At 69.5% G+C, this 22,046-nt stretch carries 31 protein-coding genes; 2 read left to right on the plus strand and 29 right to left on the minus strand.

Annotation, left to right across the window (positions count from 1 at the left end; genetic code table 11):
• Positions 1-30: 30 nt before the first annotated feature.
• From KBX50_RS05175 to KBX50_RS05270, 20 genes are all read right to left on the minus strand, one after another.
• Positions 31-267 (minus strand): hypothetical protein, encoded by a 237-nt coding sequence (locus tag KBX50_RS05175; RefSeq protein ID WP_210935022.1) that lies wholly within the window; start codon positions 265-267, stop codon positions 31-33.
• Positions 268-485: 218 nt separating this feature from the next.
• The gene (locus KBX50_RS05180) at positions 486-827 is read right to left on the minus strand and encodes a hypothetical protein (RefSeq protein WP_210935024.1); all 342 of its coding nucleotides are present in this window, start codon (positions 825-827) and stop codon (positions 486-488) included.
• 25 nt (positions 828-852) lie between these two features.
• On the minus strand, positions 853-1,044 hold the full coding sequence (locus KBX50_RS05185) for a hypothetical protein (RefSeq protein ID WP_210935026.1): 192 nt from the start codon (positions 1,042-1,044) through the stop codon (positions 853-855).
• Positions 1,045-1,188: 144 nt separating this feature from the next.
• Entirely contained in the window at positions 1,189-1,848 is a 660-nt protein-coding gene (locus tag KBX50_RS05190; protein ID WP_210935028.1) for a hypothetical protein, read from the minus strand.
• A gap of 66 nt (positions 1,849-1,914) precedes the next feature.
• Positions 1,915-2,322: a hypothetical protein gene (locus KBX50_RS05195; RefSeq protein WP_210935030.1), complete on the minus strand. Its 408-nt coding sequence runs from the start codon at positions 2,320-2,322 to the stop codon at positions 1,915-1,917.
• On the minus strand, positions 2,319-2,714 hold the full coding sequence (locus tag KBX50_RS05200; protein WP_210935031.1) for a hypothetical protein: 396 nt from the start codon (positions 2,712-2,714) through the stop codon (positions 2,319-2,321). The genes KBX50_RS05195 and KBX50_RS05200 overlap by 4 nt, the downstream gene beginning before the upstream one ends.
• A gap of 15 nt (positions 2,715-2,729) precedes the next feature.
• A complete protein-coding gene (locus KBX50_RS05205) occupies positions 2,730-3,023 on the minus strand; it encodes a hypothetical protein (protein ID WP_210935034.1) in 294 nt (97 codons plus the stop codon).
• A gap of 4 nt (positions 3,024-3,027) precedes the next feature.
• Complete coding sequence (locus KBX50_RS05210; protein WP_210935036.1) at positions 3,028-3,750, minus strand: hypothetical protein; 723 nt, start codon at positions 3,748-3,750, stop codon at positions 3,028-3,030.
• Positions 3,747-4,130 (minus strand): hypothetical protein, encoded by a 384-nt coding sequence (locus KBX50_RS05215; RefSeq protein ID WP_210935038.1) that lies wholly within the window; start codon positions 4,128-4,130, stop codon positions 3,747-3,749. The genes KBX50_RS05210 and KBX50_RS05215 overlap by 4 nt, the downstream gene beginning before the upstream one ends.
• A gap of 144 nt (positions 4,131-4,274) precedes the next feature.
• The gene (locus tag KBX50_RS05220; RefSeq protein WP_210935040.1) at positions 4,275-4,694 is read right to left on the minus strand and encodes a hypothetical protein; all 420 of its coding nucleotides are present in this window, start codon (positions 4,692-4,694) and stop codon (positions 4,275-4,277) included.
• A 95-nt stretch (positions 4,695-4,789) separates the two neighbouring features.
• A complete protein-coding gene (locus KBX50_RS05225; RefSeq protein ID WP_210935042.1) occupies positions 4,790-5,389 on the minus strand; it encodes a hypothetical protein in 600 nt (199 codons plus the stop codon).
• Between the two features lie 17 nt (positions 5,390-5,406).
• Positions 5,407-6,438, minus strand: a complete 1,032-nt coding sequence (locus KBX50_RS05230; RefSeq protein ID WP_210935044.1) for a major capsid protein — start codon at positions 6,436-6,438, stop codon at positions 5,407-5,409.
• A 17-nt stretch (positions 6,439-6,455) separates the two neighbouring features.
• Entirely contained in the window at positions 6,456-6,848 is a 393-nt protein-coding gene (locus tag KBX50_RS05235) for a head decoration protein (protein WP_210935046.1), read from the minus strand.
• Positions 6,849-6,896: 48 nt separating this feature from the next.
• Entirely contained in the window at positions 6,897-7,547 is a 651-nt protein-coding gene (locus KBX50_RS05240; RefSeq protein WP_210935048.1) for a hypothetical protein, read from the minus strand.
• A gap of 311 nt (positions 7,548-7,858) precedes the next feature.
• Positions 7,859-8,431 (minus strand): class I SAM-dependent methyltransferase, encoded by a 573-nt coding sequence (locus KBX50_RS05245; protein ID WP_210935050.1) that lies wholly within the window; start codon positions 8,429-8,431, stop codon positions 7,859-7,861.
• Positions 8,428-9,165: a hypothetical protein gene (locus tag KBX50_RS05250; RefSeq protein ID WP_210935052.1), complete on the minus strand. Its 738-nt coding sequence runs from the start codon at positions 9,163-9,165 to the stop codon at positions 8,428-8,430. Before KBX50_RS05250 ends, KBX50_RS05245 begins: the two co-directional genes overlap by 4 nt.
• A complete protein-coding gene (locus tag KBX50_RS05255; RefSeq protein WP_210935054.1) occupies positions 9,162-10,121 on the minus strand; it encodes a hypothetical protein in 960 nt (319 codons plus the stop codon). Before KBX50_RS05255 ends, KBX50_RS05250 begins: the two co-directional genes overlap by 4 nt.
• 83 nt (positions 10,122-10,204) lie before the next feature.
• On the minus strand, positions 10,205-10,576 hold the full coding sequence (locus KBX50_RS05260; RefSeq protein WP_210935056.1) for a hypothetical protein: 372 nt from the start codon (positions 10,574-10,576) through the stop codon (positions 10,205-10,207).
• Positions 10,577-10,676: 100 nt separating this feature from the next.
• Positions 10,677-10,925, minus strand: a complete 249-nt coding sequence (locus KBX50_RS05265) for a hypothetical protein (protein ID WP_210935058.1) — start codon at positions 10,923-10,925, stop codon at positions 10,677-10,679.
• Positions 10,926-10,997: 72 nt separating this feature from the next.
• Positions 10,998-12,230, minus strand: coding sequence for a hypothetical protein (locus KBX50_RS05270; protein WP_210935061.1), 1,233 nt, complete (start codon positions 12,228-12,230; stop codon positions 10,998-11,000).
• A 66-nt stretch (positions 12,231-12,296) separates the two neighbouring features.
• Here KBX50_RS05270 and KBX50_RS05275 point away from each other — a divergent pair, with 66 nt between their 5' ends.
• The gene (locus KBX50_RS05275; protein ID WP_210935063.1) at positions 12,297-12,479 is read left to right on the plus strand and encodes a hypothetical protein; all 183 of its coding nucleotides are present in this window, start codon (positions 12,297-12,299) and stop codon (positions 12,477-12,479) included.
• 22 nt (positions 12,480-12,501) lie between these two features.
• Here KBX50_RS05275 and KBX50_RS05280 read toward each other — a convergent pair whose 3' ends face one another.
• The 9 genes from KBX50_RS05280 to KBX50_RS05320 form a co-directional block, all read right to left on the minus strand.
• Positions 12,502-14,052 carry a phage portal protein gene (locus KBX50_RS05280; protein ID WP_210935065.1) on the minus strand — a complete coding sequence of 517 codons (1,551 nt, stop codon included), beginning with the start codon at positions 14,050-14,052 and terminating at the stop codon, positions 12,502-12,504.
• 159 nt (positions 14,053-14,211) lie between these two features.
• Complete coding sequence (locus KBX50_RS05285; RefSeq protein ID WP_307870848.1) at positions 14,212-15,909, minus strand: terminase large subunit domain-containing protein; 1,698 nt, start codon at positions 15,907-15,909, stop codon at positions 14,212-14,214.
• A gap of 3 nt (positions 15,910-15,912) precedes the next feature.
• The gene (locus KBX50_RS05290) at positions 15,913-16,389 is read right to left on the minus strand and encodes a hypothetical protein (RefSeq protein ID WP_210935067.1); all 477 of its coding nucleotides are present in this window, start codon (positions 16,387-16,389) and stop codon (positions 15,913-15,915) included.
• Positions 16,390-16,462: 73 nt separating this feature from the next.
• The gene (locus KBX50_RS05295) at positions 16,463-16,744 is read right to left on the minus strand and encodes a hypothetical protein (protein ID WP_210935069.1); all 282 of its coding nucleotides are present in this window, start codon (positions 16,742-16,744) and stop codon (positions 16,463-16,465) included.
• An 83-nt stretch (positions 16,745-16,827) separates the two neighbouring features.
• Positions 16,828-17,382: a hypothetical protein gene (locus KBX50_RS05300; RefSeq protein WP_210935071.1), complete on the minus strand. Its 555-nt coding sequence runs from the start codon at positions 17,380-17,382 to the stop codon at positions 16,828-16,830.
• On the minus strand, positions 17,379-18,128 hold the full coding sequence (locus tag KBX50_RS05305; RefSeq protein ID WP_210935074.1) for a hypothetical protein: 750 nt from the start codon (positions 18,126-18,128) through the stop codon (positions 17,379-17,381). Before KBX50_RS05305 ends, KBX50_RS05300 begins: the two co-directional genes overlap by 4 nt.
• Positions 18,129-18,532: 404 nt before the next feature.
• Positions 18,533-19,381, minus strand: coding sequence for a Scr1 family TA system antitoxin-like transcriptional regulator (locus KBX50_RS05310; RefSeq protein WP_210935076.1), 849 nt, complete (start codon positions 19,379-19,381; stop codon positions 18,533-18,535).
• A gap of 67 nt (positions 19,382-19,448) precedes the next feature.
• A complete protein-coding gene (locus KBX50_RS05315) occupies positions 19,449-20,069 on the minus strand; it encodes a DNA cytosine methyltransferase (RefSeq protein WP_247673089.1) in 621 nt (206 codons plus the stop codon).
• Between the two features lie 44 nt (positions 20,070-20,113).
• Complete coding sequence (locus tag KBX50_RS05320) at positions 20,114-20,467, minus strand: hypothetical protein (RefSeq protein ID WP_210935079.1); 354 nt, start codon at positions 20,465-20,467, stop codon at positions 20,114-20,116.
• Between the two features lie 689 nt (positions 20,468-21,156).
• On the opposite strand from KBX50_RS05320, the gene KBX50_RS05325 reads away from it, so the two are divergent.
• Positions 21,157-22,046: hypothetical protein (locus tag KBX50_RS05325; protein ID WP_210935081.1), on the plus strand; the 890-nt coding region annotated here is incomplete at its 3' end.

The following is a 22,046-nucleotide window of genomic DNA, read 5'->3' on the forward strand; positions in this document are numbered from 1 at the left end:
CCACCTCGCTTTCAAGGCGGGGCCGGGCGGTCAGGCCGGAGATGTACTGGAGTGCTGCGTGGTGTGCGGAAGCACCCGAGCGACAAGGGAGCGGTGCCGGGACTGCCGGCGGCGCGCGCGAGCCCGGTCCAGTGCGGTTACCGGGCGGGGCAGCGGCTTGCTGCTGCCGGGCTTGCCGCCCTTGAGGGCGACGAGCACACGGATGACCTCGTTGACCAGGTCGTACAGGTCGGTGAGGCGTTCCAGCTCGGGTGTCCACTCCGACATGCGCTGCCGGGGCGGTGGGCTGGTCGGGCTGGTGGACAGGACCTGGTCGGCCCACGCGTCGTCGACGGTGAGCGCTTCGACGAAGTGCGAGTTGCGGGGCAGATGGTCGATCAGGTTGAGCAGCTTGCGCCAGCGGCGCGCTCGCCATTCGGTGCCCAGGTCGGTGCCGGGGTAGAAGCGGGGAAGGTCGGCCTCGATGGCTCGCCCGTACCTTGCGATCAGGCTGGCGAGCCGGCGGCTTCCCCCGGGCTCGTCAGGCCGTAGTGCGCCACGTAGCGCTCCATCAGCTTGTTCATCTTCCAGCTCGGCATGTCGCTGGCGAAGAACTCCTCGCGGTCGTCGGCGGGAAGCGCGAGGGTGACGAAGTAGACGGGGTCGCGCTGCGCGACGAGCAGTCGCTGCCAGTCGATTTCCTGCGGGTCGCTGAGCAGGTACCGGCGTCCCTTGTGCCGGAATGGGAACGGGCCCTTGGAGTCCTCGCGTTCCAGGCTGTCCAGGTCGAGGGCGACGTTGGTCTCCTCGGCCGCGTTCTCCGGAGTGTTCGGGGGTTCGGTGGTCATGGGGATGGCTCCTTCGTCGAGTGGGTTACTTGCTGGCGGATCCGCTGCCGGGCGTGCGCTGCGTGGACGGGCTGTCGGTCTGGCGGGTGGGCTGGCTGCGCTCGGGCTTCTCGACCCAGCCGTCGAAGGCGAGCGCGACGGCGTCTGCCGGCGAGTGGGCGACCCGCTCCTTGCCGTTCTTGGTGAAGGTCTTGGTGGCCTTGGGTGTGCGGGCCATCGATGTCTCCCTGTGGTCGCGGGGTGGGGTGGGCGTCGGGGGTGGTGGTCGGGGCGGCCCGTGCCCACAGCGGGCCGCCCCGACGTACGCGGGCACGCGAAAAGGGGGCGACGGTTGTCCGTCGCCCCCTTTTTCGTGTGCGGATTAGCTGGTGGCCTGGGTAATTCCCATTTCGTCCAGAAGTGCGAGCCAGCCCGGCCCAGCGAAGATCCACCGATGGCTGTAACCGGCCGAACTGTCATCGAAACCAGTGAATGTCATGGGGTAGGAGATCGGCTCGTCACCTTCGCCGTACTGCTGTTCACCGAATTCCGTGATACGCGCATTCGGCATGTACCGAGCAATGTAGATTTCACCGTCGCTCGATTCGTCGACGAACAGGCCGAGCACGTGGTAATAACGCGGGTTCGGCAACGTGGGCTTGGCGATCGACACCTCACCGGTCGTCACCGCGGCCGTCAGGCCGGTGGTGTCGACACCCGTGTACAGACCGATGGTGAGCAGGGACGTCTGCTGGGCGACCACCTGCATCGTGATGGTGTCCCGGGTGATGTCCTCACGGGTCGGCTCAGTCGAACCGAAGCTCTGCACCTGCGAGGATTCGGTGGTGCGACCGAATGTGGCGCCTGCGGTGGTCATCCACCCCAGGTCCTCCCATTCGGCCGGCAGCGCCACCAGATCTGCGCTGGCGCCAGAGGTGAGGGAGGTGAGAAGGTCGGCGGACTTTGGCGCGAGGAAAACGCTGCCGTCGCGGGCCTTGCGGATCAGCTCCTGCTTCTTGTCGCGGAGTGCGGAGTACGGCATGCCGTGCCCTTCTTGAGTCGAGGCATGAAAAAAGCCCCGACATGCGGGGCGGATGAGGATGTGGGCTTAGCTCGCGACGTATCGCCGCGAGACGACCAGGTAGGCAGCGCCGAAACGGCGCACCTCGGGGGCCCACGGCCGCTCGGTAGGCCCGGAGACACAGGTGATTCGGTCGAAGACGACCGGCGGCACGGCGCGCGGCGCGCCGGTCAGGAACTGGCGAACCCGCTCAGCGAGTGCCTCCGCGCCGTCGTCACCGCCGTACTGGTCGGCGAACACGTCGACCTCGACGGAGGCGTAGTCGTTGAGGCGATCACTGCCACCACCGCGGCGCGTGATCCGGATGAACGGCAGCACCTGTTGCAGGTCGTCTGGCGTTTGGGCGCCCGTATGGCCGGCGCCGCCGGCCAGCGGCTCCAGCAGCGTGGCCAGCGCACGCTGCACGTCGGGGAAGCGGCTCCACGGGGCGGTCACTCGGGATCCAGCCGTCCGTCGATGCTGTTCAGGAAGTCCAGGGTCCGGCTCAGAATCCCGTAGCCCCTGGTCTGGACGACCCGGCCGTCCTTGGTGGTGCGGGCGGTGCCGAACTCGACGATGATGGCGTGTGGTGCGGTGTTGGCCAGCCGCCCGACCGCCCGGGTGAGCGGCCACTCCGGCGTGATGCCGTGCACGACCTCGACCTCGACCTCGAACGAGTCCTGGTAGTGCCGCTTGTCCTCCTCGTCGCTACGCAGTCCGCTGGACAGCGTCTCCGCGAACGTCTTGGCCACCTGCGCGTGCTCGTTGACCATCCGCCGGCATTCCGGGCCGACCGCGAGGGCCTTTACACCGCCGCGGTTGAGTTTGAAAGCGAGCAGGCGGGCCATGAACGCACCCCCTTGTCAGCCGGTGACCTGACGCAGCAGGATCACGACGCCCGCGCGTCCCCAGTCCTGCGGCTTGCCGGCGACCTCGTACACCTCGCCACGCACGCGGATTCGGTCGGTGGGGCGGACGTCGACGCCTGGGGGCGCGTAGATGGTGGCGTCCGAGTCGACCTGCATGGCGGCGATCTGGTTTTCAGTGGACGGACCGGGGGCGAACAGGCAGCCGGGCACGAGGGTTTCGATCGCGGTGCCCGGCAGCGGATCACCGAAGGCGTCACGCCCGGGGGGCCGGATCACCGTGATAGTCACCTGGTCACCACCAGCGGCCATACCGGTCCCTCACTCGCTGCAGGTCACGAAACCGGTGTGCGGGACTGTCGCCCCAGGTGACGTCGGCCAGGCCCGGATGGGCCATGACCGTGCCGACCTGCAGTGCCTCTCCGGTGCCGGCCGGGGCCATCAACGCCATCTCGCTGTCGCTGATCACCAGAAGGCCAGCGGCGACGGTGGTGTCGTACGTCCGCGAGAACGGACCGGTGGTTTCCGCGCGCAGACCGTCCGGGTTGCGCAGGACCCGCAACACCATGTTGATCACAGCCATCGCGGGCGCGTCTGCGGGAATCGACCCGTCGGCGACCCGGTCGGTCAGGTCCGGAAACCGTGCGCGCAGCATCTCCGAGGCACGCCGCAGCAACGCCGCGGTGAGGGTCTCCTGCGCGGGTGTCATGGTGCCGAACAGTTCTGCGACCTCACCGACGGTCGCCAGCGGCGGCGGGCCGCTGAGGGAGCGGGCCCGCACGAAGTACCGTTCGACGGCGTTGACTGTGCCGGAGGCGTGGAAGCGGGCCTCCCACACGCCCTCGCTGGCGGGCGCGAACGTGTACTGGTGCGCGCCGGGGGTGGTGCCTGACTCAGGCACCGCAACGGAGTCCAGGACGGTGCTGCCGTCCGGGTCGTACCACGACACGGTCACGGTGGCGCCCGGGGTGGTGGTGAAGGTCAGCTCGACTGCGTCCCCGACGTCGACAACACTCACGCCGTCCTCCTCACGCTGCCGCTGGTACCGGCGGGGCCGCCGACGCGCGCACCACTCGCGACGGCAGAAGCGGCGGCGGGTGTGGGCGCTGCGGTCATCCGTTGGGTTGTCTGTGCGGCGGCCGTCGTGCTGGTGATCCCGGCAGCCGCGACACGGGCAGTGCTTGCGCTGGTGGTGACGGCGACGGGTGCCCCTGCGGCAACCCGCTGGGGGATCTGTGCGGCAGCGGACGTGCTCGTGCCGGCGAGGGGCCGCAGTTGCACCGGGGGCACGGCGAGCGTGAGGTCAGCCGGCGTGAGGGCCACGGTCACCTGCTGCGGCTCGGCCGACAGGTGCGCGGCGGTCAGCTCCAGCGGCGCCGAGGTCAGCGTCACCACCACGGCAAGGGGTGTGGGGTGTACTGGCGTGGCGGTCAACGTGAGTAGCGCTGACGCGAGCGTCCGGTGCACTGCTCCCGGCGATGGGGAAACAGTGCCGGGCGTCAGCGCAAACGCGGCCGGTGTCAGATCCACGGTTGGGCCGCCCTAGCTGGCACGCAACAGGTCGGCGATGTTGATGTTCAGCCCGCCGTCCATTGGCTGCGGGAACCCGGTGGTGAAGATGGCCAGGACGTCGCGGGCGGCGTCGGACGCACCCGAGCCGTCGATCAGGGCGACGCCTTGGGCGGTCACGCCGGGTGCCGCCGCGTAGGACAGGTTCGCGTAGTCCAGTGCTGCCCGGTTGTTGACGTCGTCCTCGGCGACTGTGGCACCGCCGAGCCCTTTGCGTTCGGTGTGGATGGCGACGCCTGCGATCGCGTCGAGGTCGGCGACGGTGTTGACGGTGGCGCTGTTGACGCCGACTTGGGTGCCGGTGATGACGATCAGCTGGGCGTTGGTCCCGAGCGTGGTCATCAGCGCCAGCAGCGCCCGGTACTTGCCACGGTTGGTGACGGTCTCTGCCATGGGTGTCTCCGCAGCGATCGAGCACGCGGGTCAGCGCTCGGGGGTGGTGCGCACCCGGGCCCCGCTCGTGTGAGCGGGGCCCGGGTGGCGGGATGTCACTGCCCGGCAGGCTCGATCACGCCTGCCTGCTCGCAGGCGGCGATGATCTCGTCGCGGGACGCGCCCTCGTCGACCTGGACGCCCTGGGTCGCGGCGAACGCGGCCCAGGCGTCTGCGCCGGAGCCCTTGCCCGCGCGCGGCGGGGCTGGGACCTTGATCGCGCCGTCGCCGTCGCCGTCGCCGTCAGTGGCGGCGGCCACCTCGTCCGGGGTCATCGCGTACTCGCGGGTGGCCTGCGGGTTCGTGCGGTCCACCGGCTGGGAGCCGGGGCCGTACACGACACCGCCCTCGGCCGTGAACGGGGCCTTGCCGCCCTCCCACGCCTTCGGGTTGGTGACGCGGCGGGCAACGTCGTCGGGCACCTCGTCGTCCGGGCCGTATGACCGGCCGCCGACGTGCACGGTCGACGCGAGACGTACGCCCGCGCGGGTGCCGGCCTTGCGTGTCTTCGCCTCCTTGGGCTCCGGCTCGTCGTCGGTGGCCCACGCCTTGGGGTTGGTGATCAGCTCGGCCACCTCGGCCGGGACGTCGTCGGCCGGGCCCCAGGCCCGGCCGGCGACGTACACGGTGGTGGCGAGCCTCTTCGGCTTCGCCATCAGCTTTCGGCCCCCGATCAGAGGACGTCGGCGACCATGAGCCGCCGCGGGTTGGTGATCAGGGGCATGCCGACGGCGCCGACCTTGGTCCAGACCCGCAGCGGGTCGCCTTCCTTGAGCACGACACCGACGAGGCCGGGCAGCTGGGTGAACTCCAGCGACGGGTTCTGGCCGGCGGCCAGTTCCAGGGCCTCGGCGGTGATGCCCCACGCGGTGTAGCCCAGCGAGCTGGGGTCGGCCGGCAGGAAGATCACCCGGTCTTCGGCGATGACGCGGGTGTCCACGTCGTCGACGTCGATGCGGGTGTCGTACTCGACCAGGACCGGCAGGCGGTGTGCCTGCAGGATCCGGTTGAGCTGGTCCTCGGTGACCAGCGACGGCACGCCGGCGAGGCTGCCGGCCAGCTCCCGGATCTCCTGGGACAGCAGCAGGTTGCTGATGACGGTGGAGGAGGTGAGCATGTAGGCCGGGCGGACGCCGTTGGCGTCGACGTAGGTCTTCACCCACGCCTTCAGGTCGGTCAGCGGGCTGGCGTTGGCAGCGTCGGACCAGACCGTGCCGGCGGTGACGGTGTGCCCGGCGGGCGCACCGAAGTTGGCCTCCAGGGTGAGACCACCCTCGCCGGTCAGCGTGAACTTCCAGTCGGTCAGGACGTCGCCGCGGGCCAGCTCCATCCGGTTGTAGACGTAGCGGGTGTTGTTGGCCGCGTCGTCGTAGATCGCGTCGACGTAGCCGTTGCGGTTGTCGCCGCCGGTGCGGATGCGCTCCAGCATCAGCCGCTCCTGCTCGCCCAGAACGCTCTTGATGCCGAGCGGGGGGAGCTTGACCCGGCTGCGCTGGAAGCGGTCACGCTCGGTGACGGCGGTTTCAGCGTCCCAAGATCGGAAACTCGCGGCGCGGTTGACCCGCGTCACCTGGTCGAACGCTGCCTCGATGTCCGGAACGAACCGGTCGGGCAGGAAGCGGTTGAGCATCAGCTCGGCGGGCGCGGGAACCTCGCGGACGAATCCGGTGAGGACGGCCGGCTCGATGAAGTCATCGACGATCATTAGTCAGCAGCCCCCTCTCACTGGAACCGGAACTTGGCGGCGAGGTCGGTCTTGGCGGCCGAGTCGAGGCCGTGGTTGGCGGGCAACTTGGCCTCGCGGATGACGCCCCGCCAGTGCAGGGGTGCGCCGACCTTCGGTCCGCCGGTGCGGACCTTGGTGGAGTTGAAGAGGAACCCGACGGCCGTTTCCAGGCCGTTGGTCAGCCCGTTGTTGTAGGGGCCGTAGAAGCCAGTCGCGGTGACCCGGCCCAGCACCGTGCCGGAGGCGATGTAGCCGTCCGGGAAGTGCGTGGCCTCGGTGAAAAGGGCAGGGTCGAGGGTGATTCCCTGGGTGACGTCGGTGCCGTCACGGGACCCCAGCCACGACCGGTCCTCAGCGACGTACTCGTCGGTGGTGACCGAAATGTCCATGCTGGACGTGTCCTTTCGAATGCTGGATGCGCCCAGCGCGGACGCGCGCTACGGCGCGGGCGCGGGCTGCTTTGCGGTGCCGAATCGCTGCTGCGCGATGAGCCGGCCGGCCTCGATGCCGCTTGGGCCGGTCGTGCGAGGCGTGCCCTGGCCCATGTCGACCCGCGCGGCGGGAGCGGCCGGGACACCCGTGGCGGGCGTGCCGGTGCTGGCGGCGGGGTCGGGCGGCGGCGTGGTTGTCGTCGCCGGGGCGGGCAGAAGCGCCACGAACTGGGACACCTTGTCGGCATCCACCGCGTGATCGGCGGTCAGGAACTGGGACAGGTTGAGGTGCGTGAGCAGGCCGTCGACCTGTTCCTTGGTCATGCGGTCGCCGACAGCCATGCGGATGTGCGCGTCGGCGAGCTGCAGGCCGTACTGCTGCTGCGCGGCCGTGCGGCCACGCTCCTCGGCGGCGGTGAGCGCCTGGCGGTAGGAGTCCTCGTTGGCGGTGGCCTTCGCCCGCAGGTCGTCGAGTTCGCCCGGCTTGAGGCCGAGGGCGGCCAACTGCCGGTTCTCGTGCTTGCGGGACTGCGCCTGCCAGTAGGCGACCTGGTCTTCCAGGGGCAGCTCACGCCAGGGGGTGGTCGCCTTCTGGGCCGTGTCGGCCGAAGGCGTCGGGGCCGGTGGGGAAGCCGGCGTGTTGGCCGGCTGGAACACCTGAGCGGGGGTGGGAACCGGCGCCGGAGCCGGCGTCGGCGCTGGCGTTGGGGCCGGCGCTGGCGCGGGGGCCGGCGTCGGCGTCGGCAGCGGTTCACCAACCGGCTGCGATCCGCCCTTGACGGGCCAGATCGGCTGAGGTCCGGTCTCACCCGGTCGCGGCCGGCGCAAGCCGAGAGCGGTCAGGCCGGTACGCGGGTGGATGGGCAGGGTGGTGTGCATGGTCTCCCCGTGTCGGGTAGTGGATGGCGCCCGTGGCGGGCATGAAGAAGGCCGCCTCGATGGGCGGCCTGGGAGAGGAGTTGATGCGGTTAGAGCACTTCGCAGAACGTGACGCCCCGCGGTGTGCGCAGCCGGATCGGTCGGACACCGGCGATGCCGTCGACCTGGTGGCCGTAACCCATGTGAGGAGCGGTGTCGTGGAAGCCGACGATGGCGCCGGCGGCAAGCCAGGGCCGGTACCGCTCGAACTCCGGCACGCGAAGCTCCAGCAGCGAGTCGAACCAGGCGAACCCGATCGGCGCGGCCGGGGTGAACTCCAGCGAAGGGCGGGCCACAACGGTCACGGGCAGCCCGTCGCAACGGGTGCGGGAGTGCGCGACCTTGACAGGGTCGATCTCCAGCGAGTCGAGGTGGCCGTGTCCGTTGGTGGCCAACGCGCGGCCGACCGCCTCGGCGGTCTGCCCCCAGCAGGTGCCCGTCTCGACGACGTACTCGGGCTGCAGGGCCCGCACGAACGCGGCCACCAACTCGGTGACCTCAACCTCGGTCGAGTAGGCGTCGGATGCGGTCCACCACTGCGGGTGGGGGCAGAAGTCGCTGGGCCGGGTCCACCGCGATTCGGGACCGGGGTGCGGCCAAGGCCCGTGGAAGGGGTCGTTCACCGCTGCTCTCCCTCCGACGCGTCGACGCCGAGGCGTTGCGACAGGTAGGTGCCGGCGGTGACCACGTGGGTTTTGATGTGGCCGACCTGCACACCCGTGTGCACGTGAACGGGATAGCCGCACGCGCGGGCGCGAAGGCAGAACGTCAGATCCTCGCTGACGCGGCCGGCCGGGTTTTCGGTCTCCTGAAACCACGGGTATGCGACCGAGAAGCCGCGCGCAGCGACGGTCTCGAACACTGTGCGATGCACCAGCAGGAACGCCGCACCCGTGCCGTCGACTTGGTACAGCGCGTTGGGTGGCCACGAGTGGAACCGGAACAGTCGCGGGAAGCCGCCGGCGTCCTCGGCTTCGAACAGGGTCGGCCACACGGCCCCGCTGTCGAACTCTTTGGCGAAGCACAGCCCACCGACGATGGGCGCGGCGTCGGGGTGCGCGTGCGCGAGCAGGGTGGTGACGTCTTCTGGTGTCCACACCATGTCGGTGTCGACCATCAGCAGCCAGTCCGCGTGGGTGTCCAGGAACCAATTCACGAGCCGATTGCGGGCGGCGGCGACGTTGGCTCCGCTGCGCACCTGGGTCCAGCCCGCCAGCCGGCAGGCATCCTCACGGTCGGTGGCGATGGTGCGCAGCACGCAGTCCATGAAGTCGCCGTGCACCAGGTCCGGGCGTACCCAGCCGATGACGACGTCTTCCATCACGGTCGGCACCTCGGCAGGCTGCGGAGTGTTCACGCGGCCACCTCGGCCTCGACGGTCCAGTCGTTGCGGTAGCGGTGGCGAGTCACGGTGACGGCCAGGTTGGCGACTGCTTCGGCCGGCCAGCCGCCCGTGCGCACCGCCTCCTCAGACACGCTCACCCCAGACCCGTAGATCCGGCGACCGTCGTGGCGGCGGGTGGGGACGCCGCGTGGGGCCTCCCAGTCCACCGACCAAGACAGGCGCTTGCGTCCGCGTTTGCGCCCGAAGGTTCGGCGCTGCAGTTGCAGGTGCACCGGGTGTTCGTCGCCGTGAGGCATGCGCAGGGTCGCAGTGACGGCCGCGCCCTGGTTGGCGTAGCTGTAACGCTTCTCCCCGAGCAGCAAGGTGCGAGGGTCGATCTGCAGACTTCCGTGCCGCCACCGCGGCTCCGTACCGGACCTGCTCGACCATCCGTCACGCAGGGTCCACAGCCGCCACCACAGGTGCCCGCTGTGGGCTTCCAGCTCGATGACCCGCGACTCGTAGCCGACCGGGTTGAGGCGGCGTTGCAGCCAGGTGCCGAACCGCTCGGTGTGCAAGTAGAGCGACGCCCACCACAGGTGCAGACTCGCGGCGAGTGTTTGCTCGGAGCCGCCGTTGCCGACCTTCAGCGTGAACCCGAGTCCGCGCGGAGCCCGCGCGAGGACCACGAGTTCGCCGCCGAGCGTGCCGGTCGGTTGGGCTGTGAAAGGGCCGGGCAGCTGCGGGCCGGACTTGTAGAACGCGAACGCCGCGTCGGGATCCACCGGCGGCGGCACACCCCACGGGCCGGTGTAGCGGTCGCCGACATTCCACTGCTGCGCGTCGAGGCTGCCCTGCGGGTCGGGGCGCACGCCGCACCGGTCGCAGACCACCCACCGGACTGGGGTGTCGTGGACCGACAGCGCCGCGGTGCCGTCGACGACAGGACGGTGACCGACCAGCCGGCAGACGAGCATCAGCCGCGGCAAGCCGTTGAGCCAGAGCCCCCTGTGTGCGAGCGGGTACCGCGTGCCGTCGCGGTCCCGATGGTTGATTGAGTAGGCGAACACGCTTACCGCGTCCGCTCCGTCAGCAACCGCACCCGGTCGCTGGTGGTTTCGCCGCCCTGCTGGAAATGGAACGTGGGGCGGGCGGCCACGTGCTGGTCGAGCCGCTTGGTGATCAGGTCGTCGAGCATCAGCACGATGTCGTGGACCGTCTTCTGGGTGGCGGTGTTCTCGACGACCTCGACGCGGCGGTCGACGACGAGTCCGTCCTTCGCGCCGACCATGTGCGCGAAGTTGCGGAACGTCTGTGCCACGTCGGTGTCGTCGCGGGTGGCACCGTCAGGGTCGGGTGCGTACTCGTCGAGAACCAGCGCGAAGCGAGCGATCTCCTCCCCGTCGACGGTCTCGTCGGGAAGGTGCAGGACCTGAATGCGCATGTGTGGGCTCCAAGCTGGGGGATGCGCGGGGATGTGGACAGGGCCAGCCGGGCGCGCATCCCCTCACGCCCGGCTGGCCCTGGTCTTTGGAGGTGGCGTCTTACTCGTCGCGGCCGAAAGCCGAGTCGCGGGCACGACGCAGGACGCGGATCGCGCGGTTGATGCCCTCGCGGTCGAACGTGCCCCACACACCCTTGAAGTCGGCCGGGGTCTGGTTCTCGCCGGTCAGGTGGAAGGCGAGACTGCGTCCGTCGTGTGACTCGACGCCCACCTGGACGTGGCCGCCCGGTTCCCATGCCACCTGCAGGTCGTACATGCCGACCTGGTCGTAGATCCGTTCCTTCGGCATCACGCCGTTCTCCCATCGCGGGATTCGCCCTGGTCCCCGGGCGTCGGGCATCCGCCATCTCGGCGGGGTCTGCTACGCCGCGGCGGCCATCTCCTCGCGTACCTCGTCGATGACGCGGTCGAGGTAGTCGATGGCGGCGGCGAGACGTGTTTCGCCGGCCTCGAACCGGCGGCGCGCCTCGTCGGCGTCGCGTAGGAGGCCGGGCAGCCGTTCTTCGGGGGTGAGGATTCGTCCGGTCCGTGACTGCTGCACGGCCTGACGTGCGCTGCGGCGCCGTTTGCCGGTGCGCAGGCTTTCCGGGGCTTCAGCGAGGATCGGACCGAGTTCGCCGTCTTCGGTGATGACGGCGCGCACGTACTTCAGGGCGCCGCGCTGTCGCCGTCCGCCGCCGGTGCTGCCGGCTGCCGTGTACAGGCGGTCCAGGTCTTCGCGGTTGAGTTGCAGTCCAGGGTCAGCGATGCCTCGGATCGGCAGGACCTCGCAGTTGCAGTTCGCGTGGATCGGTTTGAGGTCGCGACGGCGGTACACCCTGTCGGCGGCGACGATGCACAGGCCGCAGGAGGTGCGGCTGGCGGACAGTTCCGGTCGTAGCACTCGCCGCCAGCCGGTGATCTGCTGGTCGTCGACGACGCGGAGCACCTCGTACTCCTGCTCGCGACTGGCGAGGGCGATGTCGGTGTCGGCGAGCACCCTCGCCCGTTCCAGCGCCAGATCGCGGGCCTTGGCGAGGGTGGCGCCGTTGGCGACCTCGAACCGGTAGGTGGCAGCGATGCGCGAGTAGACCTGCACCATGTCGGCGGGTCGTGTCTGCCGCAGCTCGTCGCGGACGCGGATGGCCGGCCCGTCGCCGCTGGTCGACCGGCCTTCCGGTCGTGGTTGCATGCCTTCGCCCGGTTCACGGAACAGGCGGTCGACGTCCAGGTCGCCGTCGGGGATGACCTCTTCGTCGTCGACGTCGTCGAGCAGGTCGAGCAGATCCTCGGTGAGCTGGCGACGCAGCCTGGTGACGTCGACGGCTCCGATGGGCCGGTGGGGGCGACCGGTCATCGTGGTGAGCACCCGGGCGAGGTACGCGTCGGTGACCTCGGCCATGCGTCGCTGTGCTGGCTGGATGATGCGCAGCGCGTCCAGCGCCGCGACGACGACCTCCAGGTGGTCGTACCAGTTGCGCAGCGCGCGGAACGCGGCGAGCACCCCGTTGATCGCAAGGTCGGTGAGCTGCTGGCGGATTGCCGCCTGCGTCTGCACCAGGGCGTAGATCTGCGCGAGTTCAGCGGCTGTGAGCTGCCCGTCTGCGGTGGGCACCGGCTCACCCCCAAAAAAGTTCGCCGGCGGAGTTCACGCTCGGGCCGTTTTCGGGCTCTTACTGGTATGAGCGATGTGCAGCCCACCAGTCAGTCCCTGTTGGTCGCCTTCCTTCGAGCCCCCGATTCGGAGGACGGCGAGTGTGCCCTGGTCCAGTTGCTTGCGCGTGGCTTCACCGCCCGCGACCTGCTTGCGTGCGTCGAACGGTTGGAGGCCGTCTTCGCGGACCCGGGTCAGCGGGGCGAGTAGATCGGCTGTGCCGGTCGTCGCGTTACGACGCGACGGTGGGCAGTCCCTGAAGCGGCGTGGCGAGCGGGTCAGCCGGCGTCGGCACCTGCGGCATGGTCACCGCGGCGGCCGGCGTCGGCTGCTGGCGCCGCGCTTGGAGCCCAGGGGGTCCCTGCGGAGCCAGCTCGCTGCCCTGCAGGGCGGCGATCTGCGCGGCGAGCTGCGCCTCGAACAGCATCTCGTCGGCGCGTTCGCTGGCCATGCGGTCGATGTCGCCGGGTGAGTAGCCCCAGATGTCGGCCATTCGGGTCCGCCAGGGGATGTCCTGGCCTTTGCTGGCCGCGTCGGCTCGCTCAGAGAGGGAGAGTCGCTGCGGCGATCGCCACAGCACCTGAAGCTTGGCGAGGTCGGCGCGGTCCACCTGCCGCAGCTGCTGAAACGCCAGGGACATGACCCAGGCCCAGGGGTGGCTGGTGCGGGTGATGCGGTCTTCGACCTTGAAGACCAGGCCCTCGCGCTGCAGCATCGCGCCTTCAGCCGACTGGTTGGCTCCGGAAGGCATGAAGGTGTGCATCGGGGTACGGGAGACGGCCGCGAGCTGCTGAATGTCGTCCTTGGCCTCGTTGAGGATGCCGTCAAGGTTGACCTGCCCGGATTCCCAGATTTCCGCGCTGGCCGGCAGCAGCCACAGCGCGGCCGGGTCCATGCTGAACACCTGGCTGTAGTCGATCTGCTGTCCGGCTTTCGGATGATCCTTGGGGTAAACGGTAGGAACACCCCGAATCGCCCTCTGTCGATATGCCTGGAGGGTGCTGATCGTCATCCGGTGCAAGATCACGTTGTTGATCCGCGAGAGCAGATCGAGGTGGGGCTCGAACTCGCCCATCTCGTCCTCGTTGGTGAACCGCACCACCGGCATGCGGCTGTGCGGCAACACCTGCCCATCCGGTCCCCCGCGTTCGGTGTCCCATTCCCATGTGCGCGGGTCGAAGGCCATCAGCAGGGCGCCGGCGTTGTGCTCGTTGCGGCGCTTGGCCACGAACACCCGCCCCGGCATGTACAGGTAGGCCCGGTCGACGCCGTCGACGTCGTCGTGCAGCACCTTCAGCGCGGCCTGCAGCCGCCACGGGATGGTGGGGTCGGGCTCACCGACCATGCTCTGCGGGTCCTCGGCGGTGATGATCGGGGCGCCGGTCTCCTCGTCGATGTCACCGACGACGACGTACGCCTCCCCCATCGTGAGCATCAGCTTGTGCACGTCCGACGAGCGAACGTCCATGCCCGCGCGTCGCCACAGGGCAGCCGCCTCGGCGTCACCGGTTTCGTCGGCGTCGACGGCGGTCCGGAAGCCGGTGGGGGTCATGCGCTCGGTGACCGCGCCGACGATCAGGCCGGCGAAGTTGGAGCGGGACTGCTTGAGGAAGATCCTGAACGACTCGCGGGCGGCCTCCAGCCCGTCGGGTAGGGGGGCCTCACCGCGACCGAAGTCGTAGAGCAGCCTGAGCCGGTTTCGGCGCCTGCGGTCGGCGAGCTGGTTCATCAGCCGCTGCATCCACCAGCCCGGGGAGCGCCGCTGACTGACGTCGATCGCCACCGACACCCTCCTCTCGGCTGGGTCGAAGGCTTGGTACGGTCACGTGCGGTTCGGTCCCGCCAGCGCACATCTGTCGGCGCCGGTCGCTTCCCGCTCGGTCCGCAAGGGTTCAGGCGAGCGGGGCGGGGTCTCCCGCTGTCACGGGAGACCCCGCAACCCTCAGCGCACGCGGACCGGCACGAAGCCTTCGTCGGCGCGGGGCTGGACGCCACCGGCGACACAATCGCCGCGGGCTTCGAAAGCGAGCGTGGCCGCGACCGCGCCATCGATCTTGCGTGGGCTCTTCGGGTAAGGCTTGTGGATGGTCTCTCCGACGCGTCCGGTCGAGCGGCGGCGAGCGTTGAGGATGTGGGTGCGCAACGTGACCGCGCGTTCCTTCTCCTCACCCACCAGGTCGTGCTCGGGTGTGTAGGACAGTGCCTCCGCGCGGACGGCTTCGTAGAAGCGCTCCAGCGCCGCGACCATCGCTCTCGGGCGGTTCGTCCACCATTCCAGGGGCTTGCCCTGGCTTGCCTTGACCCGCATGAACTCGCCCCATTCGCGGGTCCACTTGTCCACCAGCTCTTGGATGTACGGCGGGTCGGCGTAGAACGCGGCGACCTCGAAGCGTTCCATCGCGGCGGCGACGGCAGCGTCGACGGCGGTGGTGTCGACGCGCCAGTCGTCGCTGAGGTCGTCTTCCGGCTTCTGCCAGCAGCCGAGCAGCTCAAGATGCCCGTCGGACACGCGGCAGGCGACGAGGGCGACCGAGTCCCAGCGCAGGGCGCCGTCGAGTCCGAGGGTGACCTGGTCGCCGTCGACGAGGCGCTTCTCCGGCCGTGCGCACGCGGCCCACTCGTGGGCCTTGATCCAGGCGTCCGAAGCGCTCGTTTCGGCGTTGAGGAAGTACCGGCGGGAGTCGGCTTCCTTCTTCCGGGGGTCGTAGAACTCGTCGATGATGGCGTCGATGTCCTGCCAGGCGATGGCCTCGCCGAACGCTTCCTCGATCGCCTTGCGGAGCTGGTCGGTCTTGGTGAGGTCCTTGCACTCGCCGTAGCGGTGGTCGTAGAGCAGGCGGGAGCGTCGTGTGCGGCCGGCCTTGATGGCTTCGGCGAGCTGGTAGGTGCCTTCGGCGACGCTGTTCTCGCCGGGGGCGAACATGGTGGTGGTCTCCAAGTACCAGGTGCCCTCGGCCTTGCGCTTGATCAGGTTCCGGCTCGTCGTCTCGTACATAGACCTCAACTCGGGCGTTTTGTACAAATGCGACTCATCGAAGATCACCATTGTCTCCAACCCGCCGTCCTTGGAGGCCGACGACGCGGTTGACGGGCGAATTTCGCCACCTTGCGGCAGGTAGACGCGCGTGAGACCGGCATCCATCCCCGGGATGTGGGAGAGCAGGCACTCGTCGTTGGTCAGGTTGAAATAGACCGAGTCAAAGACGTTCCCGGTCTGTCCTTCTTCCGTGGCCATGATCCGGACCATCGGGTCCTTGACCGGCTTGCCCATCGGTTCGCCCGGTTCGTACCGGTACACGAACCCGAGGCCCCAGGGATCGCGGTAGACCTCGCCGCCCTTGGCGAACCCGGCAAACCGGCAAGGGCCGAGCGCTTCGAACAGGGCAAAACGTGCCGCAATGCCCGATTTATCACAGCCCTTGGGACGTGAGTAGAACACGGAATCGTAGGGCATACGCCCCTGAGCAGTCAGCGCGTAGCAATCGACAACGAAACCCATCATTTCGTCGCCGTGGACTACGGGCTGACCTTGCACACCACCCCTGCCGTGCCGGCAGAAGTGCTCCATCCAGGCGTTCGCCAGCCATCCCAACGAGCGGACGCGGGTGGTGCCGGGGGCGCGCACCAGAGTGCGCGGCACGGGTCAGCCCGCCGCTACGCGCGCGCGCCGCGAGTCGAGCGGAACCACGTTTCCGCCTGACGCTGCCGCCGCCTCCGGGACCGCCTCGTCCACCTCGTCGGTCGGCGGATCCACGTACCGGATCATCAGCTTCCGACGCGCCTCACGCGTCGTGCCCATCTGATCCTCGCGGCGGCGAATCTCCGTCGACTTCGTCGAGTGCACGACGCCGCCGTGGTACTCCATCCACCAGTCGTTCTTCATGTACGCGGTTTCGACCGCGAACACCCAGTCGCTGGGCTCCCACAGGACGCAGTGCGGCATCCTGCGCACCTGCTCCCACCACGCCTCCACCTCGGGCAACCACTTCGGGCCGCCACGCCTCGGCTTCGGCAGGTCCAGCGCAGGCCCTGTGTAGGGCTCGTTGACAACCTCGGTCCAGTCACCGGACGTGGAGCGTCCGTGCTTGTTCGCCTTCGGGGTCGGCCCAGGCTTGGCCATGCTGATCAACTCCCGTGTCGGGAAGCAGCGCGCCCCCATGGCGGGAGCGGCGAGAAGAGTGATGTGCGAAAGGTCAGAGCCGGGCGATCGGCGTCTCGACGGTCAGCGGAACCTCGTCCAGGTCCGCGCCCTCGATCACCACATGCAGCGCCTGCGGGTCATCGGTCACGAACATCCGCGCCAGCCGCACACCCGGGGGCAACTGCAACGCGGTGGCCAGCTGCGGAATCGAAACCACGACTTTCGCCCGCCGTGAGGTCTGCGGGGCTACACCGCGGGTCAGCTCATCGCACGTCGCACAGTCGCGGTGCGCGGCCACCACGTTCGGGTTACGCGCCATGTTGCGCAACGTCACGACCGCATCCAGGCGCATGTCAGCGTGCACTTCGTCAGGCGCGAACGGGCTGTACCGCTTCCCGTCCGACACTGGCTGGCCGGTCACGGCTCGCCGTCCGACAGCACCTCGACATAGATCGGAGGCTCGGAGTACCGGTCACGCCGGCAACCCATCTCGGCCGCCCGCCGCACCGCCGTCAACGGCGAGACGCCGTCGTCAAGCAACACGTCCAAGGCACCCATCGCCGGGCCCTCGCCGGAGCCGAGCGCGGCCCGACCGTCCGGGTGCGCGCATGCGGTCGAGTGGCTCAGCGACCAGAGCCGACCACCCCAGCCCAGCAGCACACTGCCGTCCATCTTCCCGTTGTCGACCAGGCCGGCTTCCACAGCGATGTCAGTGACAGCTCGGGCCACCGCATGCGCCCAGGCGTCGGCGTCCTCGCCGGGCTTCGGCACCGCGTCAAGCTTCAAGTCGGCAGCGATACACCCCGGCAGGCCACCGAGGCCGCACACACCCAGGAGCACCTGGTCGTTCCCGGCCGGCAGCCGGAGCAGCTTGCGAATGCCATCAATGACGGGCCGCTCGTACACGTTGGTGCAGCTGTCCGCCGCCATGTACACCGTGCCCGCCACCGCGGCGGCAACGACCGTGGTCAACGGCCTACCTCCTGGGACCGGCCACGCGCACGGCGCGCAGCCCGCTGTGCGTCCTGCTCGGCCTGCCACTGCGCGAAGGACCGCCCAGCCTGCCGGCGCCGGAACGCGGGGATGTTGTTCGCCGGGATCCCCACCAGCGGCGGACCCACAACGGCGAGAAGATCGGAATCCGACTGGTCGGCGTACCCGGCGGCGGCGAGCTGCTCGCCGTCGGGGAAGACGTCAGCGACCCGGTCACGCGTCGGATCGAGCAGCGCGTCCTGTCGACCGCCGAAGCTGTAGACCCACCGGAAGTTGGTCGGCGGGTCGGGCTCCACCAGGCGGCGGAACCGCTCCACTTCTTTCGTGTAGGCGTAGAACGTCACCTGGGGCCGCGCGCGGGCGATGTCCAGCCACGCACGCAGGTAGTCGTCGGAGAAAAAGTCGCCGGCGTCGTGGATGCGCACCCACCCGTCAACGTGACGCCTGTGGCCGGTCTCGTCGAGCATCTGCGCGTACCAGCCAGGCAAGTCGTCAAGGACGTAGGCAAGGTTCGCCTCGTGCCGGGCCAAGACGTTACGGAAGCGGTAGGTGCCGTTTCGGGCGTAGCAAACCTGCGCGCACACACCGGCCGACGGGCAGGTGTTGTACGTGCGGCCGTCGGCGAGCCGGCCCGCCCACGCGGGCAACGTCCAGTTCCACACGCCGATCCGCCGGAGATCCTTGTTCTGCGTGAGCAGACGCGCCGGGCGAGGGTTGGTCGACATGCTTCGCCGCCCTCCCGAACCATCGAGCGCGGACGCAAGGGGCACGGCAGGCTGGGAATCAGCGCTACAGCAGACCCGGGTGCTTCTCCGGGGGCCTGCGCACGCGCGCTCGCGCGGCGTTGCCCTCCCGGCTGCTCTTCGTGGCGTGATGCCCAGGGCACAGCCACTGCAAGTTCGCGAGAGAGTGATCCGGACCAGGAGTGATGTGGTCGCACTCGCGACCAGGCAGCGAGCACCGGCGGCCGTCGTCGTCGATCCACTCGCACCGGCCGGCTGCGCGTTCTCGGATCTCGCGGCGCAACTGCTGCCAGTTCGGTGGGAGCTGCCGCCTACGGGTACTGTCCGACCACTTCCCAGGCATCGGCACCTCCCGCCGAGCCCGGTGCCGCTAGCGCGGCGGGAAGCTACGAAACGCCCTGCTTCCCGGCAGTGAGGCTGATCGACTCAACGCCCACGCCACGTGCTGCCACGTCCTCGATGCCCGCAAGTAGATGCGCCGCCGCTTCGGGATCCTCGATCACGCGACCACCCAGCTGAGCCTGCCAACCCCAGTGAGCCACAAGGCAATCGTCGGCGACCGCCACGGTGACCGGACCCACGGTGGGTGGGAACACCTCGGCGAATGTCGGTACGACTACGACCTGAATGTTGGGATGGCGCGCAAGCTGCCGCAGGTGCACGACCTGATCCGCGTAGAGGGCTACATCGCCGATACGGCGCAAAGAGGACTCGTAGACGACAAGGAGCTGAGTCGGCCCGCCATGTCTGCCCAACTCACGCTGCCGGCACATCGTCATCTCAGCCCGATGCTGAGGATCGATGCGGGGTGCCGGAGACCGAGCCGCCAGCTCGGCATACCGACGACACTGAAGCAGTTCCGGCACAACGCTCGGATCGAACTGGGCGACCTGCCGCGACTCGGCCTCGCGAGCCAGGTAGGCCATCACCACAGGAGGCGCGCTGTCGCGAAACGCGCTGACCCAGGTACGGCGACGGCCACTGCCCGCGAGGTCAAGCAACTGCTGCCGGACCGCTGCGTCGTCGACCTCGTACAGGTCCAGCAGCAGACGCAGGTCACTCGGCTTGATGCCAACGGCGCCACTCTCGATGCGGATCGCCTTCGACGTCGACCACTTCATGCGGTGCCGTACGTCATCGATCGACAGGCCCCGCTCCTCGCGCAGTCGACGGAGCGCGAGACGCAGCGTGCGCCGGCTCGTGGCCGCTCCCCGGGACTCGCGCCGGTCGATCATCGCGCGAGGGTAACAGCGGCTGCCGTCCGCTGGCCCGCTACGTACTCCGCGTCGCGGCCCTGGTCGGTCAGCCGTGTCGGACCGCGGCAAGCAACTGCCGGCCGATGTGCTCGGTGTAGGCGGGTGGGATTGCCTGCCGGCCGCCGCGCGCCGACATCCAGACGCAGCCCATCGCGTCGGCGAACTTCAGCTCGTCGACGTGCGTGAACGCGACCAGGTCCTCGCGTCCCTGGCACTGGCACGGCGGCAGCAACTCGAAGCCGCTCCAATTGCCGGCCTGGAACACGCGGTGCCGGCGAACCCGCAACCCAAACTGCGTACCGCAGAGCAGGAGGTCCGGACGCATGCTGCCGTCGGTCGCGGCCTCGGGCACGTTTTCCACCACGTAGGGCAGCGGCAACTGGTCAAGGGCTCGCAGAGTCGGCGTCAGCAGGTCCGGGTGGTCTTCACGCCGACCCCGCCAAGCGGTCACCCGCGTACGGGTCTGGCACGTGGGGCTGGCCGCGATTGCGTCGAACTCACTCCAGTGCACGGCGAGGAACGTCAGGGCGTCAGCGTGGTGGAACTCCAGCGGGTACCGCGGTTGCCGCTTGATGTCCACGCCGACCACCTCGAAGCCCGCACGGTAGTAGCCGATGCTGGCCCCGCCCTCACCGCAAAACAGGTCGAGCAGGCGGGGGCGGACCAAGGCACTCCCCCCGATGGGCGTGCGCTACCCCGTATGCGAGAGGGTCACGACACCGCGGCCGGGCAGTTCTCTTGCAGAGCCTCATCGACGCTCGGCGCCGCCCGCCCCTCTCGCGCGTGCGCGCGCGGAGTACACGGTGTCGCTCGATACTGAGATGGGGGCTTGCTAGCGCCTCGCCGCGAGTTCGGGTTCATCGCTGTGTCCCGCTCCGCGTCGAGGATGTCGCCGAGCCGATAGAGGACGTTGCCGTTGGCCAGGCGCTTCACCGCCAGCCGCTGGCGCTCCCCGTCGGCGTTCAACCAGCCTCGGGCGTGCCATTTCCCGATTGCATCGGCGGTCACGCGGGTTACGAACGCGGCCTGTGCGCGCGTCAGGTAGGCGTCGCGGTTGATCCGCACGGGCAACCTCCCCCCAGGAACGACGAAGCCCCAGACCATTGCTGACCTGAGGCTTCACCCGCCGTGTGGATACAGATCACCCGTGCGCACACGATGACACGATCTTGGTTGGTGGGCAAAATGACGCGAAAACTACGACCTGGAAGTTTTCGAACATGTGCAGACCGCGAGGCCCAGAACTTCCCGGTCCCCCCGCGCGTAGGGGCGGGTGGGTCCCACCCCTACCCCTACGCGCGTGTAGGGAAGGCAGCGCCGCCCAGCGGGGCTGGGCGACCGGGGCGGGGCGACCGGGGCGAGGCTGGGCGACCGGGGCGGGGCGACCGGGGCGAGGCTGGGCGACCGGGGCGGGGCGACCGGGGCGAGGCTGGGCGACCGGGGCGAGGCGACCGGGGCGAGGCTGGGCGGCGCCAGCGGGGCGCCCCATCGTGCGACCAGGTCACTCAGTAAGGGTTACCTAACTATGCTCTGAGCTGGGAATATAGATATTCATTGTGGATATCGGGGCGCTGGGAGCCGGAATGTAAGGGGCGATGAACCGGACATAGCGGGGTTAGCCAGGCGGGTTTGATAACGGATTGGTAACGATGGACGGGCTCCCTATTGACGGCGCCGCCCCCCCATAGGGAAAAGTCAGCGCCGCACCAAACAACGGCCGAACCGTTCGGCCCTAGTCATCGGAGGTTCCCGCCATGTCCGCTCTGATCAACGCCACCCGCACTATCCGGGGCGACCTGTACACCGTTTCCGCTGTCGCCCCGGTCGGCGACGGACGGCAACTGTTCACCCTGACGCGTCAGTCCGACGGCAGCGTCTGGCAGTTGACCGCAAAGGGCATCACGCCTAACGCAAAGTTGACCGCTGTCGCCCCGGTCGCGGCGCCCGCCCCGGTCGCCCCGGTCGCGGCGCCCGCCCCGGTCGCCCCGGTCAGCGCCGCCCCGGTCGCGGCGCCCGCCCCGGACAGCGGGGCGCTGGCGCTGGGAAGCTGGGCGAACGTCCGACCGGGTGACGGTTACGCGCTGCAGGCACAGGCTGCCTACCGGGCAGGAGACCTGCAAACCGCGCTGCAGGCGTGCAACATGGGCGCCGCCGCCGACCCTGACTACCGGGTGAACGGCGCTACGTTCGCCCAGCTCAGCGCCGCCATGGTCGCCACGGGCGCCCCGGTCGCCCCGGTCGCGGCGCCGGTAACGGTCGCCGACGTGGCCACGGTCACGGTTGCGGCGCCCGCCCCGGTCAGCGCCCCGCCCGCCCCGGTCGCCCCGCTGTCGATCACGCATGCGCCGGACAGCGGAACCATGCTGACCGGCACCACCCGCAACATGGGACGCAAGTGTTCCAAGATCCTCCGCAAGTCTGGGCTTGGCTGGACGTGGGACGGCGCCCGCAACGGCGGGCAGGGTGCATGGGTGATGAACGGCAGCATCGGGGCGCCCGCCCCGGACGTGACACGCGTGCACGCCGCTGTCTGGGCGCTGGGCGCTGAGGGAATCCACGTGTCCCACGTGCTGGGCGGCGCCCCGGTCGCGGCGCCCGCCCCGGTCGCCCCGGTCGCGGCGCCCGCCCCGGTCGCCCCGGTCCC

Source organism: Micromonospora sp. C51 (assembly GCF_018070435.1).
Lineage (GTDB): Bacteria > Actinomycetota > Actinomycetes > Mycobacteriales > Micromonosporaceae > Micromonospora > Micromonospora sediminimaris.

Coding starts and splice junctions, on each gene's coding strand:
- KBX50_RS05200 (WP_210935031.1), bottom strand. CDS start 2,714: ATGGCCCGCCTGCTCGCTTTCAAACTCAACCGCGGCGGTGTAAAGGCC.
- KBX50_RS05290 (WP_210935067.1), bottom strand. CDS start 16,389: ATGGCCAAGCCTGGGCCGACCCCGAAGGCGAACAAGCACGGACGCTCC.
- KBX50_RS05310 (WP_210935076.1), bottom strand. CDS start 19,381: ATGATCGACCGGCGCGAGTCCCGGGGAGCGGCCACGAGCCGGCGCACG.
- KBX50_RS05265 (WP_210935058.1), bottom strand. CDS start 10,925: ATGCCGAAGGAACGGATCTACGACCAGGTCGGCATGTACGACCTGCAG.
- KBX50_RS05275 (WP_210935063.1), top strand. CDS start 12,297: ATGAGCGATGTGCAGCCCACCAGTCAGTCCCTGTTGGTCGCCTTCCTT.
- KBX50_RS05230 (WP_210935044.1), bottom strand. CDS start 6,438: ATGATCGTCGATGACTTCATCGAGCCGGCCGTCCTCACCGGATTCGTC.
- KBX50_RS05180 (WP_210935024.1), bottom strand. CDS start 827: ATGACCACCGAACCCCCGAACACTCCGGAGAACGCGGCCGAGGAGACC.
- KBX50_RS05190 (WP_210935028.1), bottom strand. CDS start 1,848: ATGCCGTACTCCGCACTCCGCGACAAGAAGCAGGAGCTGATCCGCAAG.
- KBX50_RS05305 (WP_210935074.1), bottom strand. CDS start 18,128: ATGTCGACCAACCCTCGCCCGGCGCGTCTGCTCACGCAGAACAAGGAT.
- KBX50_RS05175 (WP_210935022.1), bottom strand. CDS start 267: ATGTCGGAGTGGACACCCGAGCTGGAACGCCTCACCGACCTGTACGAC.
- KBX50_RS05185 (WP_210935026.1), bottom strand. CDS start 1,044: ATGGCCCGCACACCCAAGGCCACCAAGACCTTCACCAAGAACGGCAAG.
- KBX50_RS05260 (WP_210935056.1), bottom strand. CDS start 10,576: ATGCGCATTCAGGTCCTGCACCTTCCCGACGAGACCGTCGACGGGGAG.
- KBX50_RS05220 (WP_210935040.1), bottom strand. CDS start 4,694: ATGGCAGAGACCGTCACCAACCGTGGCAAGTACCGGGCGCTGCTGGCG.
- KBX50_RS05235 (WP_210935046.1), bottom strand. CDS start 6,848: ATGGACATTTCGGTCACCACCGACGAGTACGTCGCTGAGGACCGGTCG.
- KBX50_RS05225 (WP_210935042.1), bottom strand. CDS start 5,389: ATGGCGAAGCCGAAGAGGCTCGCCACCACCGTGTACGTCGCCGGCCGG.